Annotated in this window: 14 protein-coding genes and 2 pseudogenes; 9 read left to right on the top strand and 7 right to left on the bottom strand. The window is 62.9% G+C overall.

The window, feature by feature from the left end; translation table 11 throughout:
• Positions 1 to 211: pseudogene (locus tag QCE63_RS26715) on the top strand (acetyl-CoA C-acetyltransferase); the annotation flags it as partial.
• Positions 212 to 225: 14 nt separating this feature from the next.
• Here QCE63_RS26715 and QCE63_RS26710 read toward each other — a convergent pair.
• Positions 226 to 474, bottom strand: a complete 249-nt coding sequence (locus QCE63_RS26710; protein ID WP_309837369.1) for a hypothetical protein — start codon at positions 472 to 474, stop codon at positions 226 to 228.
• Here QCE63_RS26710 and phbB point away from each other — a divergent pair.
• The 3 genes and pseudogenes from phbB (at position 373) to QCE63_RS26695 (ending at position 1,963) form a co-directional block, all read left to right on the top strand.
• Positions 373 to 1,115: pseudogene (gene phbB / locus QCE63_RS26705) on the top strand (acetoacetyl-CoA reductase). The gene QCE63_RS26710 and the pseudogene phbB overlap by 102 nt on opposite strands.
• A gap of 96 nt (positions 1,116 to 1,211) precedes the next feature.
• Entirely contained in the window at positions 1,212 to 1,430 is a 219-nt protein-coding gene (locus QCE63_RS26700; protein WP_309837284.1) for a hypothetical protein, read from the top strand.
• A 224-nt stretch (positions 1,431 to 1,654) separates the two neighbouring features.
• Positions 1,655 to 1,963, top strand: coding sequence for a hypothetical protein (locus tag QCE63_RS26695; protein WP_309837283.1), 309 nt, complete (start codon positions 1,655 to 1,657; stop codon positions 1,961 to 1,963).
• A gap of 70 nt (positions 1,964 to 2,033) precedes the next feature.
• Here QCE63_RS26695 and QCE63_RS26690 read toward each other — a convergent pair whose 3' ends face one another.
• From QCE63_RS26690 to QCE63_RS26670, 5 genes are all read right to left on the bottom strand, one after another.
• Complete coding sequence (locus tag QCE63_RS26690; RefSeq protein WP_309837282.1) at positions 2,034 to 2,477, bottom strand: DUF2501 domain-containing protein; 444 nt, start codon at positions 2,475 to 2,477, stop codon at positions 2,034 to 2,036.
• A gap of 93 nt (positions 2,478 to 2,570) precedes the next feature.
• Entirely contained in the window at positions 2,571 to 2,954 is a 384-nt protein-coding gene (locus tag QCE63_RS26685) for a VOC family protein (protein ID WP_309837281.1), read from the bottom strand.
• Positions 2,951 to 4,135: an MFS transporter gene (locus QCE63_RS26680; protein ID WP_309837280.1), complete on the bottom strand. Its 1,185-nt coding sequence runs from the start codon at positions 4,133 to 4,135 to the stop codon at positions 2,951 to 2,953. The genes QCE63_RS26685 and QCE63_RS26680 overlap by 4 nt, the downstream gene beginning before the upstream one ends.
• Positions 4,132 to 4,914 carry a DeoR/GlpR family DNA-binding transcription regulator gene (locus QCE63_RS26675; protein WP_309837279.1) on the bottom strand — a complete coding sequence of 261 codons (783 nt, stop codon included), beginning with the start codon at positions 4,912 to 4,914 and terminating at the stop codon, positions 4,132 to 4,134. The genes QCE63_RS26680 and QCE63_RS26675 overlap by 4 nt, the downstream gene beginning before the upstream one ends.
• Positions 4,915 to 4,993: 79 nt before the next feature.
• A complete protein-coding gene (locus tag QCE63_RS26670) occupies positions 4,994 to 6,253 on the bottom strand; it encodes an aromatic ring-hydroxylating dioxygenase subunit alpha (protein WP_309837278.1) in 1,260 nt (419 codons plus the stop codon).
• Positions 6,254 to 6,506: 253 nt separating this feature from the next.
• Between QCE63_RS26670 and QCE63_RS26665 the strand changes: the two genes are divergently transcribed.
• On the top strand, positions 6,507 to 7,448 hold the full coding sequence (locus QCE63_RS26665) for a LysR substrate-binding domain-containing protein (protein WP_309837276.1): 942 nt from the start codon (positions 6,507 to 6,509) through the stop codon (positions 7,446 to 7,448).
• Here QCE63_RS26665 and QCE63_RS36905 read toward each other — a convergent pair.
• The gene (locus QCE63_RS36905; protein ID WP_404990183.1) at positions 7,442 to 7,927 is read right to left on the bottom strand and encodes a hypothetical protein; all 486 of its coding nucleotides are present in this window, start codon (positions 7,925 to 7,927) and stop codon (positions 7,442 to 7,444) included. The genes QCE63_RS26665 and QCE63_RS36905 overlap by 7 nt on opposite strands.
• Positions 7,928 to 8,129: 202 nt before the next feature.
• On the opposite strand from QCE63_RS36905, the gene QCE63_RS26655 reads away from it, so the two are divergent.
• The 4 genes from QCE63_RS26655 (at position 8,130) to QCE63_RS26640 (ending at position 13,653) form a co-directional block, all read left to right on the top strand.
• Positions 8,130 to 11,573, top strand: a complete 3,444-nt coding sequence (locus QCE63_RS26655; RefSeq protein ID WP_309837275.1) for a response regulator — start codon at positions 8,130 to 8,132, stop codon at positions 11,571 to 11,573.
• Between the two features lie 120 nt (positions 11,574 to 11,693).
• Positions 11,694 to 13,001: an AAA family ATPase gene (locus QCE63_RS26650; RefSeq protein ID WP_309837273.1), complete on the top strand. Its 1,308-nt coding sequence runs from the start codon at positions 11,694 to 11,696 to the stop codon at positions 12,999 to 13,001.
• Complete coding sequence (locus QCE63_RS26645; protein ID WP_309837272.1) at positions 12,998 to 13,435, top strand: retron system putative HNH endonuclease; 438 nt, start codon at positions 12,998 to 13,000, stop codon at positions 13,433 to 13,435. The genes QCE63_RS26650 and QCE63_RS26645 overlap by 4 nt, the downstream gene beginning before the upstream one ends.
• Positions 13,432 to 13,653 (top strand): hypothetical protein, encoded by a 222-nt coding sequence (locus QCE63_RS26640; protein WP_309837271.1) that lies wholly within the window; start codon positions 13,432 to 13,434, stop codon positions 13,651 to 13,653. The genes QCE63_RS26645 and QCE63_RS26640 overlap by 4 nt, the downstream gene beginning before the upstream one ends.
• Positions 13,654 to 13,657: the final 4 nt, after the last annotated feature.

Raw genomic sequence — 13,657 nt, 5'->3', positions numbered from 1 at the left:
GCTGGCGGTGCATCAGCAGATGGGCTGGGATCAGTCGAAGATCAATGTGAACGGCGGGGCGATCGCGATCGGGCATCCGATCGGCGCATCGGGCTGCCGCATTCTGGTCACGCTGTTGCACGAAATGCAGAAGCGCGATGCGAAGAAGGGTCTGGCGTCGCTGTGCATCGGCGGCGGCATGGGCGTGGCGCTGGCGCTGGAACGTCCGTAAGGCCACGCAGCGTATCAACGCATCACGAAGTACACACCGGCGCCGCGAAGGACGCGGCCCGACGCACCATCAAGATCATTACAAGCGTCGGGGAAAGGGAAGGCGCCGGTGCCATTCCGAGTTTCATCAATCTGAGAGAACTGTTCGAGAGGAGTATCAGCATGACTAAGCGAATCGCAGTGGTGACGGGCGGCATGGGTGGTCTGGGCGAGGCCATCAGCATCAAGCTGCACGACGCGGGCTTTGCGGTTGTCGTGACGCATTCGCCGGGCAACGCCAAAGTGAATGATGGCTCGCCGACATGGACCGCCGGGGCCGCAATATCCGCGCATTCGCCGTGGACGTCGCCGACTATGATTCCGCGCAACACTGCGTGGCGCAGATCCAGGCCGAAGTGGGCCCGATCGACATCCTCGTGAACAATGCCGGCATCACGCAGGACACCACCTTCAAGAAAATGACCAAGGTGAACTGGGACGCCGTGCTGCGCACCAATCTCGATTCGGTCTTCAACATGACCAAGCCGGTGTGCGAGGAAATGGTCTCGCGCGGCTGGGGCCGCATCATCAACATTTCGTCGGTGAACGGTTCGAAAGGGCAGATCGGCCAGACGAACTACTCGGCTGCCAAGGCCGGCATGCATGGTTTCACGAAGTCGCTGGCGCTCGAAGTGGCCAGGAAGGGCGTCACCGTCAACACGATCTCGCCGGGCTATCTCGCCACGAAGATGGTGACGGCGATTCCGCAGGAAATTCTCGACACGACGATCCTGCCGCAGATCCCGGCCGGCCGCCTCGGCAAGCCGGAAGAAGTCGCGGCGCTCGTGGCGTTTCTGTGTTCGGACGATGCGGGCTTCGTGACCGGTTCGAACATTGCGATCAACGGCGGCCAGCACATGAACTAAGGATGGCCGGCGGCGCACGGTCGCACGTGCGTCGCCCGCTGCCGAAGCAGCGCGTTTCTTCATCTGAAACAACGGCTCACCCGAGCAATCGTGCCCATGAAAGATTTCTACAAAGGCACACCTTCATATAGCGTCGGCCATCTGGACGCGGCGATCGAACATCTCGAACAGGTATTGAGTCTCGAAGGCGCGAACTCGCTTTTCTCGCAGACATACTGGCGGGCGCGCGTCGTGCAGGCGCTGGCCACGCCGGGACTCGCGCCTTGTCAACACTCCCGTTTGCAGCGTTTGCTCGAGCGGATCGCTGAAGTCTGAAAGATGCGCGGGAACAGCCGGAACGGTGAGCGACCAATCCAGACCGGGCGCGCGGCCGCTCGTGCGCGGCGACGGTCTTCGGCCCGATGATGCAAACCGTTTCCTCTGATCCGTGAAGAAATTCGCGGGCGCTTGTACTATTCGGGCCGACCTCATCAATCCCGGTTCACAAGCGCATGTCGAATCCAGTTCAATCCCTCTTATATATGCGACACGCACTCGCCGTGTCCGCGCTTTCGCTTGTGCTCGCCGCGTGCGGTACGACCAGCGACATCACCGCCGGCTCCCAACCCGACACCTACACCGTCACGGGCAAGGCGACGGGCACGCGCATGTCCTGGGCGACCGCGCGCAATGCCGCGATGGATGCCGCAACGGACTATTGCAAGCAACGCTCGCAACGGGTGTCGGTGAAGTCCGAAGCCACGAGCGGCGTGCGTTCGCTGGAAGAGCAGACAGCGAAGGTGTCGTTCACCTGCGTACCGGACGCGACGACGGCTTCGGGCGGCGTCGCGCCGGCGAAGGACGAGTGATTCGCTTGTCCGGTTAAAAAACTTTCATGACGGAGCCGGCGCGCACGCACCGCGGCGGCTCATCCGCGACCTACAGAAGCGACTTTCCCTGAGCAAGGATCTTGTCGCAGACCTGTTTCGTGATCTGCTCTTTGAGTCCGCCGCCGCTGAGATCGAGTGTCTTGCCGCCGCCGCTGTCCAGCACGCCTTTCGCGCCATCCGTGTAGCCGCTGTCCGTGGAAGGCGAGCCGCCCAGCTTGCTCATCAAGCCGTCCTTGACGGACGACGCACTGCCGCCGAGATAGTTGTTCTTCACGCAGAACTCGAGCACGCCGGCGACATTGCCCGTGCTACTGGATGTCAGCGAGTCCATCGACAGACCGTTTCCCAGGCCGCTCAGACTGCTCAGTCCACCGCTGCTGCTGCTCTTTCCCTGATTGAGAAGGTTGCCGAGTTGTGCATGCGCGATGGATGAACAGAGCAAGGCCGCAACGAGGATGCTGCTTGCGCCCGCCTGTCGTTTTGAAAAGATCATGAAGCCTCCGCAGGGTGAACTCCCACTATAGTTCGTTTTCGTCGGGGCACCCGGCGGGCGCGTTCCGCGTGAATGGCGAAACGCGCGGTGACGCTACGCCGTAATCTCGATGCGCGTGCCATCTGGCGCGGCTATGACAGCTTCATAGTAGCCATCGCCAGTGGTGCGGGGGGCCGCGATGAGCAAGCCTTCGGCGTCGCAGCGCAGCGCCATGGCGTCCACCGCCGCGCGGCTGCCGAGTGCAATCGCAAGATGATCCCAGCCCACGTGATCGGCGAGGTCGGCTTCCGCGAGCCACGGCGCCGTCATCAGCTCGATCTGCACGCCGTCGCCGGGCAACGTGACGAAGCAGGACACGAATCCCGGCCGGCGCCGGCTGTGATACCGCTCGCCGATTCCCGCGCCGAAGTGCTCGCGCCAGAATGCGGCCGCCCCGTCCAGATCGCGTGTCCACAACGCGACGTGCGCAACCTTCATTGCCGCACCTCGCCAGCCTGACTCCCCGTCACCTTCCGCGCACAGACGGGCACGAAACACAGTAAGCCCGCCAGCACCCAGAACGCGCCGGGCAAGCCCACTTCCTTCGCGACAAAACCCACGCCCGCGGGTCCGAGCAGATGCCCGGCATAGCCCGTCATCGTGATGGCCGCGACCGCCAGCGTGGACGGCATCGCATGTTGGGTGCCCGCGCGACGGAACAACACCGGCACCACATTTGATGCACCGAGCCCGATCAGCACGAAGCCGCTCATCGCCGCAACGGCGGACGACGCGGTCAGCAACACGACGAAGCCCGCAATGGCAAGCAGCCCGCCCCAGAACACCATCGCGCGATCGCCGATGCGGGCTGTCAAGGCATCGCCGCCGAAGCGGCCGGCGGTCATCGCGATGGAAAAGCCCATGTAGCCCAGTCCGCCCTGCGCGGCCGCGACGCGTCCGGTGCTGGTGAGCAACAGCGCGCTCCAGTCGAGCAACGCGCCTTCCACGAGAAAGGTGATGGCGGCCAGCGCCGCCAGCAACAGCACGACGCCACGCGGCACGGCGAACAAAGGCGCGTCATTCGCGCTGGCGGTTTCGATCAGACGCGGACGGGCCACGATGGTCGTGCCGAACATGAGCAGCGCGCACAGCGACGCGCTCAGCAACATGCCGATGTGCATCGACAGCAGGAACGTCATGAATAGCGAACCGGCGAATCCGCCGACGCTGAACAGCGCGTGGAAACCGGACATCAGCGGTTGCTGCGCGGCGCGCTCGACTTCGACTGCATGAATGTTCATCGCGACATCGAGCGAGCCGAGACACGCGCCGAATCCCAGCAGCGCGACGCCGAGCGCGACAGGCGTATCGGCCACCGTGAGCAGCGGCAGAATGGCGGCGAGCCCGATGCCGCCCGCAACGATGATCGGCTTGCTGCCGTAACGTGCGCTGAGCGCGCCGGTCATCATCATCGCGAAGACCGAACCGAGGCCGATGCAGAGCAGCAGCATGCCGAGCACGCCGTCATCGACGCCGAGACGCTGCTTCGCGAACGGCACGAGCGGCGCCCAGCACGCGACGCCGAAGCCCGCGACGAGGAAAGCGAGCCGCGTCGCGAGTCGTGCGGCCGGATGCGCGGCGTGCGACGCGCGCGGCTCGGGAAGGGAACGCGCGCTCATGAGCTGACCGGCTCTGTGGCCGCGAGAACGGCTGCGCCGCCTTTCGCCAGCGCCATCCGTTCGGCGCGAGGCAGATCGTGCTCGACGACGACGCTGCCGATCGACTTGACGCCAGCGATGCGATGCGGCGCGCGCGCGTCGAACTTGTCGTTGAGCGCGAGCACGATGCCATGCCGGCTGGCTGCGAGAACGGCGCGCTTGAAGCTTGCGTCGGCGAGCGAGAAGGCGCTGATGCCCGCTTTAGACGAAATGGCGCACGAGCCAATGAAACAGCGGTCGATGTTCATGTGCGCGACCTGCTGCATGGCTTGCGCATCGACACAGCCGCCGACCGCGGGATCCACGCCGCCGCCGGTCATGATGAGCGGCAGATCGGCGCGGCGCAGTACGGCGGCGGCGATATCGACGGAATTGGTCGCGATGGTGAGGCCGAAGTCTTCCGGAAGCACGGCGACGAGCGACAGATTGGTGCTGCCGCTGTCGAGGAACAGGAGTTCGCCCGGTTCGATCAGCGGCACCGCCGCGCGCGCCAGCGCTGCCTTGCGTTCCTGAGCCTGGTCGATCCGGCTGGCCATGGGCGCCGATGCCGGCGTGATCGGCAACGCGCCGCCGTACACCCGGCGACAGCGGCCTTCCGCCGCAAGCGCGCGGAGATCGCGCCGGATGGCGTCTTCCGAAATGTGGAATTCCGCGGCAAGCGCCGCCGCAACGACCGGCTGGCCTTGGGCGAGCCTCGCCGCGATTTCGTCGCGGCGGGCGAGTGGGATGTCTTCATTCATGAGTGTGCATTCTAGTGTGCACAAACAAGAATGTAAACGTGCATAAACGTGCATTTCCAACATGCACGTCCGCGAACGCTCAGATGTCGTGCTCGCTCAAACGCGCGTCGTACCAGCGGCAGAACTGGTCGAGCGCGGTTTCGGTGTAGCGCGAATACGGGCCCGGCACATAGGCCGGATCCTGTGTGCCGTTGTGCGTGTTCGCGACGAGATCGGCGTCCTGGCGCGTGGTGGCGACCCAGACTTCGGTGAGGGTCTGGACGTCGTAGTCCACGCCCTCGACAGCATCTTCGTGAACCAGCCACTTGGTGCGCACGACGGTCTTGTCCGGCCCGATCGGCAGGATGAAGGCGACGACCGCGTGGTCGCTCATGACGTGAGTCCAGGAATTGTGTCCCCACAGATGCACGTCGCCGAGGTCGCGGCGTTGCAGATCGCCGAGGAGCTTCGTGCTGGCGACGCGGGTCGAGATCGTCTGCGATTCGTTGCTGCCCGCGATGACGAGCCGTTGCGTGCGGAAGTTGGTCTGCGCCTTTTCATCGACGGCTTCGACCAGTTCGCAGATAAAGCCATCGCGCTCCCAGTCTTCACGGCTTTTATCGTTGCGCGCCGTATAAGCTTCGTAGTCCCTGACGGCTTCCTCGCCGAGGCCGTCGAGACAGTAGCCGAAGTCTTCCGGCAGGAACGAATTGGATAGCTCGGGATGCGTGCCTTCGCAGTGATAGCACTCGCGATTGTTCTCGATCACGAGCTTCCAGTTGCCGTTCTCGATGATCTCCGCTTCGAACGCAATCTTCGTCCGCTCCATCTGATGCGGCGCGAAGCGCGGCGTCATCGCCTCGTCGAGCTTCGTGACGTCTTCCGGCGGTTGGTCGGCGAGACACACGTAGATATGGCTGCCGATCACCTTGGTATGCACCGGAATCAGGCTCTTGCACTTGGCATTGAAATCCTGACCCATGTGCGCGGCGTGCTTGAGACTGCCGTCGAGATCGTAGGTCCATTGGTGATACGGGCACACCAGCATGCCGACGCTCGCCTTGCCTGCTTCCTTCATGATCCGCGAACCGCGATGGCGGCAGACGTTGCGATAGGTGCGGATGTTCTCGTCGTCGTCGCGCACGATCATGATCGATGCCCGGCCCACTTCCACCGTCGAGACATCGCCCGGCTCGGGAATGTCCGCTGTCACGCCGGCGAGAATCCAGAGCTTGCTGAAGAAGACGTCGAGATCGTTCTCGAACACGTCCTGACGGCTGAATACTTCGCCCGGAAAGCCGCAGCCGGGCTCCCGGCTGTCGAGCAGTTCGCGATGGGTCTTGTGGGGAGTGGCTGACACGGTGCGCTCCAGAGGAATGTGTTGCCGGCGGGCGTTCCCAGCCGCCGTACGCGCAGTATTGGAGTGCCGCTGACGAGCGTCAATGTCCTTTAATCTCCGTTTCGCATTACTCTATGTTATGCGTGGCGAGCCCTGAAAATTGAGGCAGAATCGCGCCTGCCGCAGTCGTCGAGTGCTGTATTCACCGGACAGGAACCGTCGTCAGATGAAGAATGCAAGAGGCCCCAAAGGTTACAGGCGAATCATTCCTTCGATGACCGCGCTGGTCGAGTTCGAAGCCGTCGCGCGGCTTGGCAGCTTCACGCATGCAGCGAGCGAACTGGGCGTCAGTCAGGCGGCGGTCAGCCGGCAGGTGAAGGTTCTGGAAGAGACGCTCGGCGTGAGGCTGTTTCATCGCCTGCACCGCTCCATCTCGCTGACCGGCGAAGGCGAGTCGCTGTATCTGGTGGTCGCGGAATCGATGCAGAAAATCGCGGGCGTATTCGACCGTCTCTCCACCGGTTTCGAGCAGCGCGAACTCGTGCTGGCTTCCACGGCCGCGTTTTCGCAGCTTCGCCTCGTTCCGCGTCTCGCCAGCCTGAAGCGGCTGCAACCGAAGCTGCAACTGCGCCTGACCGATCCGATGTTCATCGCGGATCTGCGTCACAACGAAGTCGATGTCGCCGTGCGTTTCGGCGACGGCTCCTGGACGGACGGCACCTCGACCTATCTCTTCGATGAAGAAGTGTTCCCCGTGTGCTCGCCCGACTGGCTGCGCGAACACGAGGCGCCGGAGACGCTCGAAGCGCTCGCGCAGATGCCGCTGATCGGCTCGGATTCGACCTCGGAAGGCTGGATGGGCTGGGAGGCGTGGTTTGCGTCGGTGGGGCATCGGCCGGCGCGCCTGAACTACGCGCTTCGCTGCAGCATCTATTCCGATGCCGTGCTGGCGGCCCGTTGCGGACAGGGCGTGTCGCTCGGCTGGGCGCGGTTGGTGACGGACTTCCTGGCGTCGGGCGAACTGGTGCGGCTGCACACGGCGTCATGCAAGCCCGCCGATGCGTACTACATCGTGGTTCCGCACGGACGGTCGATTACCTCGTCCATCGACGGTCTGGTCGACTGGCTGCATGAGGAACCCGCCCTGCCTGAAAAAGTGGAAGAGGGCGCCGCTGCGTCACAGGACGCAGGCAGCGCCGACAAACCTGCTTACTGACTCGCCGCCCGGCCGATGCCGGCCTTCTTCTGCGCGTCCTGGATGTCCTGCGGATATTTGGCGTCGTCACGCACGGCCGGGTTGTAGCCGGCGTCTTCAAGCTTCTTGAGTTCGGCGTTCTTCTTGGCGCGCGCCTGCTTGCGGGCGGCTTTGCGCGCCGCATTCTGGTCGGCCTTGGTCGTGGGCGCGGCCTGCGTGGCGCCATTGGCGGCGGGGCTGTCCTGGGCGCCGGCGAGCGGCGCGACTGACAGCCCGAATACGGCCGCCATCAGGGAAACGGCAAGTCTGCTGCCGAGCGTTGCTTTCATAGCCTCTCCAGAGATCGATTGAACGTCGAGCGGCCGGGATTGGCCGCGAAAACCGGTGAAACAACCCGCAAGCATTGTCTCCGCGCCGATGACGCTTTCCTCATGGCCGTGGCGGCTGAATGCCGTGCGTCGATTGTAAGGCGGCGCGCGCAAATGTTCAGGGAGGCGCAAGGATGGCCGCGTCCGTTTCGAATGCCGATACGGTGCTACCCTTCGCCCACTCGTCCGGCGGCTCCCGCGCTGCGAATTCAAAGCGGTTATGATGCGCACCGGCTGAAATCACAATTACAACTTTCGAAACGGCCGATGCGATTGGCTTCATCAACACAGCCGGTTTGCGCCGGACGGCCGCCACGCTTAATCGGAGCTGTTTATGCCCTTGCGGTCCGGTGTCGACGAGGCCAGCTTTCGTCGAATTCTTCTGCGCAACATCACGCTGCCGCTCGCGACGGGCATCGTCACGGCGGTCACATTCCTGGCGCTCGTGCTGTATCTGCTTTCCGGGATCAACTTGGTCGAGCATTCCGAGCGCGTGATCGGCAATGCGCAGGAGATCGGCCGGCTGGTCAGCGACAAGGAAAGCGCGATTCGCGGCTTCCTGATTACCGGCGACGATGCCTTCCTCGCGCCCTACGAGACGGCGAAGCCGAAGCTGTCCGCGGATATCGACACGCTCGCCGGCCTTGTGTCCGACAACACGCCGCAGATGGATCGCCTGATCCGCATACGTGCGTTGCAGGCGCAATGGGACAAGGTGGCCGACGCGCTGATCGACGCGCGCCGCCACCAGCAGGATTCGACCGCCCTCGTGCGTGCCGGGCGCGGCTCGCCGGAACGCGCGGAAACAGAGCGCGAGCTCGACGCCTTTCTCAACATCGAGCAGACGCTGCGCTTGCAGCGCATCGAGTCGGCCAAACAGCTGACGACGATCACCGTCGTCGTGTTCATGATTTTGAGCCTGGCGCTTTCGGTGGTGCTGGCGGTGTTCGGCCGACGCGAGCTGATGGGCCTGTCGGGCGCGTTCGGCACGGCGATCGACGAACAGGAACGGCAGACGAAGGCGCTCCAGGAGCAGGCGTGGCTGCGCGACGGCCAGCGGCAGCTTGCGGAGACGGTCATCGGACGGCAAACGCTGGATCAGCTGTGCCAGTCCATTCTCGATTTCCTCTCTGACTATCTGAAGATTTCGCTTGGCACGTTCTACGTGCGCGAAGCCGACGGCACGCTCAAGCGCACCGCCAGTTTCGGTTTCGATCCGGCCAGCGCGGCGGTGCCCGGGTCGCTGGCGGGCGTGACGAGTCTGGTCGGGCAGGCGGTGCATGCGCGCAAGCTGACGAGCGTCGCCGAGGTGCCGTCCGGTTACTGGAAAGTCACGTCGGCGCTTGGCGGGAGCGCGCCGGCGAGCCTCGTGATCGTGCCGATCGAGAACGAAGGGCGCGCGAACGGCGCACTCGAACTCGGCGCGATGCACGCGCTCAGCGCACGCGACCGGCAGTTCCTGGAGATCGTGGCGCGGAACATCGGCGATTTCGTCGATGCAGCGCAGTATCGCGAGCGCTTGCAGCGTGTGCTGGAGGAAACGCAGCAGCTGAACGAAGAATTGCAGATGCAGCAGGAAGAACTGCGCACCACCAACGAGGAACTGGGGCAGCAGACGACCGCGCTTTCGCACGCTCAGGCCTATCTTGCGAACCAGAAAGCCGAACTGGAGCAGACCAACGATCAGCTGGCGGAGCAGGCGCGCGTGCTCGACGAGCGCAATTCGGCGCTCAACGCGGCGCAGGGCGAACTCGAAGCGCGCGCCGACGCGTTGCAGAGCGCGAGCCGCTACAAGTCGGAGTTCCTGGCGAACATGTCGCACGAACTGCGCACGCCGTTGAATAGCTCGCTGATCCTCGCGAAGCTGCTTTCCGAGAACAAGAGCGGCAACCTGAACGGCGATCAGATCAAGTATGCGCAGACCATCTATTCCGCGGGCAACGACCTGCTCAACCTGATCAACGACATCCTCGATCTATCGAAGGTCGAGGCAGGCAAGCTGGATCTGCATATCGAGGACGTGCCGCTGCAACGCATCATGGAAACGCTGCGGCGCACGTTCGAACCGCTCGCGCGGCAGAAGCAGCTGACGCTCGAACTGCGCAACGAGATGGCCGGCTATCCGACGCTCGAAACCGACTCGCGGCGACTCGAACAGGTGCTGAAGAATTTGCTGTCGAATGCGATCAAGTTCACGGACGCCGGTGTGGTTTCCCTGACGCTGCGGAACGCGGGTTACTCGCGTGCGGTGGAGTTCGAAGTGAAGGACACGGGTATCGGCATCCCGACGGATCAGCTCGATGCGATCTTCGAGGCGTTCCAGCAAGCCGACGGCACCACGAGCCGTCATTACGGCGGCACGGGTCTGGGCTTGTCGATTTCACGCAGCCTGGCGCATTTGCTCGGCGGCACGATTGCGGTGCGCAGCGTCCAGGGCACCGGCAGCACCTTTACGCTGACGATGCCGCTTGCATACGATGCGGCCGTTGAGGTTCCGCAAATGGTGGAGCCCGTGAAAGCCGTTGAAGCGGTGGAAACGATGGAAGCCGTCGAACCCGCCCGCGTGATCGACGACGATCGCAACGATCCCGCGCCTGGCCGCCGCCTCGTGCTGGTGGTCGAGGACGACGCGCGCTTCGCGCAGGTGCTGTTCGATCTCGCGCACGAGCTGAACTATCGCTGCATCGTGAGCGGCACGGCCGGCGAGGCGCTGCGTCTCGCGCAGGAGAGCGCACCGAGCGCGATCCTGCTCGACATCGGCTTGCCGGATCGCTCGGGTCTGGTGCTGTTGCAGGAACTGAAGGCGCATCCACGCACGCGGCATATTCCGGTGCATGTGGTGTCGGCGTCGGACCGCAGCGAAGCGGCGCTGCATCTCGGGGCGATCGGCCATGCGGTCAAACCGACCACGCGTGAGCAGTTGCTGGAGATTTTCCAACGACTCGAGGAAAAGAGCAGCCAGAAGATCAAGCGCGTGCTGCTGGTGGAAGACGATGCGCGGCAGCGGCAGAGCATCGTCGAACTGATCAGCGATGCGGACGTGGAAATCACGCCGGTCGAATATGGGCGCGAAGCGCTCGACATGCTGAAGACGACGATCTTCGACTGCATGATCATCGACCTGAAGTTGCCGGACATGCAGGGCGGCGACCTGCTGCGCCAGATGGCTGCGATCGACGCCTATTCGTTCCCGCCGGTGATCGTCTACACGGGCCGCAACCTGACCCATGACGAGGAAGCGGAATTGTTGCGCTATTCGCAGTCGATCATCATCAAGGGCGCGCGTTCGCCGGAACGTCTGCTCGATGAAGTGACACTGTTCCTGCACAAGGTGGAAACGGATCTCTCGGCGGACCGCCAGGCGATGCTGCATGTGTCGCGCTCGCGGGACCGCGTGCTGGACGGCCGGCGCGTGCTGCTGGTGGATGACGACATCCGCAACATCTTTTCGCTGTCGAGCGCGCTGGAGCACCAGGGGCTGAAGGTGGATATCGGCCGCAACGGCTTCGAGGCAATCGAGGCGCTGAACAAGAATCCGGATATCGACGTCGTGTTGATGGACGTGATGATGCCGGGCATGGACGGACTGGAGGCGACGCGGCGCATCCGCGAGGATGCGCGCTTCAGGAAGCTGCCGGTCATCGCGATCACGGCGAAGGCGATGAAGGACGATCAGGAACAGTGTCTCGCGGCAGGGGCGAGCGACTATCTGGCAAAGCCGATCGACATCGACCGGCTTTACTCGTTGTTGCGGGTGTGGATGGCGCGGCGCGTGTAAAATCGAATGAGCATTCTATTGAGTGCTTGAGTTGGACGCGGCGCTCGAGCGCCGCTCCCGCATCGATGATGCACTTCGATCGCGAAGCAGCTCGAGGAACTGCTTGATGGAGAATCCGGGATGAGACTGACGTCGCTCGAACTACACAATTATCGTTGTTATACGTCCTTCAAAGTCTCGTTCGAACCGGGGTTCAACGTCATCGCGGGTGTGAACGGCAGCGGGAAGACTTCTCTCTTGAAGGGCATCCGCGACGCACTTGCGCCGAGCACGCGTTTTGTATCGGCTCCGGATGGCCAGGTCGAAACCTTGAGTGATCCGGATTCGGTGCGAATCAGCGTTGAGGTATTTGGCTCGCGCTATCGATTCGAGCCTCAATATCCTGTGAAGCTTGTCGCGAAAGGGCAAATTGGCGGCGAGGTTCTTGGCTGGACCGTGGAGCGGCATGGTGAAGGCGCTCCGACTTCGAATCAGAATGACGACCCCGGTGTGATCATTCGGAAGCGATTGGACGGCGGTGGATCGGCAAGCAACACATCTTCACAAGACCCGCTTCCCATCCTTGCATACTATCCCGCATATCGTCACTGGCCTGCGGGTCAGGTTCGCGAATCTGCCGCCATGACCCGCCGCGAATCAAGAGGCGCCGGTTACTCGAATTGGTGGGATGCGTCCGCGGACCCGGCTGCACTTCAGGAATGGATCATTGCCAAGACCTTGGAGCGCCTTCAGTCAGCGACTGACCAAGGCGCTCGCTGGGACGCCATCTTGGACGACGAGCTTGCTATTGCCAATGGCGCGCTTCAAGCCGTAGTGGAAGATGCCAAGGGTCTACGCTACGAGATGGCTCAAAAGAGCTTGATGATGGAATGGCACAGCGGCAGGTCGCCCACGGCTTTTGGCAATCTGAGCGACGGCCAGCGAGTCGCGATTGCGTTGGTGGCGGATATCGCACGGCGGATGTGCCTGCTCAATCCGCAACTGAAGCAACGCGTGGCGCAGGAGACGCCCGGAGTGGTTCTCATCGATGAACTGGACATTCATCTCCATCCGAAATGGCAGCGTCTGATCGTGAGAGGTTTGACTCGCGCGTTTCCGCGTGTGCAGTTCATTACCGCGACCCATTCCCCGCAGATCCTCAGTGAACTGCATCCCAGTGAAATCATTCTGCTTCAGCCAGATGGTGTCGAGCGGCCGCAGGTCAGCTACGGACTTGATTCCAGCCGCGTCCTCGAACAGATCATGGATGCGAAGCCTCGGCCGGCCGAAGTCGAACAGGCCCTTTCGGAACTGTTCACGGCCATCGAGCGGAACGAGCTCACGGATGCGCGGGATCGTCTGATTGGCTTGAAGAAGCTTGCGCCGGGCATTCCTGAGCTGGCCGGCGCCGAAGCGTTGATCAAGCGTAAAGAGGTTCTAGGCCGATGAAGAAGGTTGTCAAAGGCTCCGCTCCGGAGGCTTTCGAAACATGGAAAACGGACGGGGACGAAAGCTGGGAGCCGAGCTATGCGCAGTTGCAGAACCCTGCGAAGCAAGCGCTTCACAAGGCGTTGCTCGCGGAGCAGGGGTGGGTCTGTTGCTATTGCGGGCGCGAAGTAACGCTGGACAACAGCCATATCGAACATTTCCGCCCGCAGGGTCAATTCAAGGTATTGCAGCTGAGCTACGGGAACTTGCACGCATCCTGTCTGAAGAACATGCCAGCCGGCCTGCCGCGACATTGCGGACACGCCAAAGGCAACAGGTTTGATGAGAGCCGCATCATCGATCCGCAGGATGCGACGTGTGAGAGCGATTCGTCTATACCGGGCTGGGCACGATTGCGCCCGCCGATTCGTCCGATGAACCCGCGAGTTACATGAACGAGCTTTTGTCGCTGGATATTCCGTTCTTGCGAGCGGCACGTGCCGAAGTGCTCGGAAATGCGCTGGATGCCGATTTTCTGTCGACCGCAAGCGACGACGAATTGACGCGGCTCCGGGACGCCTTCCGACGCCCCGACGACGACGGAAGGCTGCCCTCTTTTGGCCATGTGATTGCCCGTTACGCCGAGCAATACCTTCCGTCGCCAGACTTGTAACGAC

The sequence above is a fragment of the Caballeronia sp. LZ065 genome (assembly GCF_031450975.1).
Lineage (GTDB): Bacteria > Pseudomonadota > Gammaproteobacteria > Burkholderiales > Burkholderiaceae > Caballeronia.
This window is presented reverse-complemented; position numbering and strand designations above follow the sequence as displayed.

What these genes read in the sequence shown, in the direction of transcription:
- QCE63_RS26645 (WP_309837272.1), top strand. Translation starts at nt 12,998, where the DNA reads ATGAAGAAGGTTGTCAAAGGCTCCGCTCCGGAGGCTTTCGAAACATGG.
- QCE63_RS26675 (WP_309837279.1), bottom strand. Translation starts at nt 4,914, where the DNA reads ATGAATGAAGACATCCCACTCGCCCGCCGCGACGAAATCGCGGCGAGG.
- QCE63_RS26700 (WP_309837284.1), top strand. Translation starts at nt 1,212, where the DNA reads ATGAAAGATTTCTACAAAGGCACACCTTCATATAGCGTCGGCCATCTG.
- QCE63_RS26640 (WP_309837271.1), top strand. Translation starts at nt 13,432, where the DNA reads ATGAACGAGCTTTTGTCGCTGGATATTCCGTTCTTGCGAGCGGCACGT.
- QCE63_RS26685 (WP_309837281.1), bottom strand. Translation starts at nt 2,954, where the DNA reads ATGAAGGTTGCGCACGTCGCGTTGTGGACACGCGATCTGGACGGGGCG.
- QCE63_RS26680 (WP_309837280.1), bottom strand. Translation starts at nt 4,135, where the DNA reads ATGAGCGCGCGTTCCCTTCCCGAGCCGCGCGCGTCGCACGCCGCGCAT.
- QCE63_RS26710 (WP_309837369.1), bottom strand. Translation starts at nt 474, where the DNA reads ATGCGTCACGACAACCGCAAAGCCCGCGTCGTGCAGCTTGATGCTGAT.
- QCE63_RS26665 (WP_309837276.1), top strand. Translation starts at nt 6,507, where the DNA reads ATGACCGCGCTGGTCGAGTTCGAAGCCGTCGCGCGGCTTGGCAGCTTC.
- QCE63_RS26650 (WP_309837273.1), top strand. Translation starts at nt 11,694, where the DNA reads ATGAGACTGACGTCGCTCGAACTACACAATTATCGTTGTTATACGTCC.
- QCE63_RS26690 (WP_309837282.1), bottom strand. Translation starts at nt 2,477, where the DNA reads ATGATCTTTTCAAAACGACAGGCGGGCGCAAGCAGCATCCTCGTTGCG.
- QCE63_RS26655 (WP_309837275.1), top strand. Translation starts at nt 8,130, where the DNA reads ATGCCCTTGCGGTCCGGTGTCGACGAGGCCAGCTTTCGTCGAATTCTT.